Source organism: Bartonella sp. MU70NMGDW (assembly GCF_042194085.1).
Lineage (GTDB): Bacteria > Pseudomonadota > Alphaproteobacteria > Rhizobiales > Rhizobiaceae > Bartonella > Bartonella grahamii.
Window position 1 is genome coordinate 1 of record NZ_JBHIMK010000475.1, and the last position, 901, is coordinate 901.

Annotated in this window: 1 pseudogene; it reads right to left on the reverse strand. The window is 48.6% G+C overall.

Features of this window, described 5'->3' with window-relative positions:
* A pseudogene (locus ACFIKE_RS11695) lies at positions 1 to 901 on the reverse strand (cell envelope biogenesis protein TolA); the annotation flags it as partial.

The window sequence follows — 901 nt, forward strand, 5'->3', positions numbered from 1 at the left end:
CCAGTGCTAAAATATCTTCAATGGTCTGTTTCTCTTGGTTTTTCTTGTTAAGCTTTGGCGTCTTTTGATTCAATGCAACCTCATTCTTCCTTGGAACATCTTCGTCAAATTTTGGTTTAAACTGTGGAAGAAGAGATTTTTCTGGAAGTACAATCTTGGGCGTTTGATGAACAATCTGCTCTGGTGGTACTTTTTGGACCGTTGGAGCCAATTCTTTTGGCGATATCATCTCTTCATTTTTGTGCGCAGGCTTAAGCGCATCCTTAGAGGCATCGTCCGGCGCTCTCAAAGGCATCTCAGGTGCAACCTTGGGAGAATCCTCTGGTGCCTCCAAAGGCATCTCAGGCGCAACCTTGGGAGAATCCTCTGGTGCTTCCAAAGGCATCTCAGGTGCAACCTTGGGCGCCTCCTCCGGTGCTTCCAAAGGCATCTCAGGTGCAACCTTGGGCGCCTCCTCCGGTGGTGCTTCCAAAGGCATCTCAGGCGCAACCTTGGGCGCCTCCTCCGGTGCTTCCAAAGGCATCTCAGGCGCAACCTTGGGAGAATCCTCTGTTTTTGCTTCTAATAATTCTGGTTTTGTAAGTTCGGGTGCAAATGTTTCTGACGTGTTCTCGCTTGATGGTGGCGATGCTGTTTCAACGGGACGCGGCTTTTCTTTTGGTTGAAACGGTGCAAGACTATCTATTTGTCCCTCTCCAATATGGCGTGCATCTTCTTTCTCCTGTGGCTGCATAGTTGGTTTGACGGCAGGGATTGCACGGATGGGAGCCTTCACGGCTCCTTGTTGAGAGGAAAACTCGTCCATTAAAGGAGCAAGAGTAATGGGAATTGCTTCCAATGGTTGTGGTAAAGAGACAGAGCTTGTAAACTGAATGGCTCCCCAACTGAGAAAAATGACATG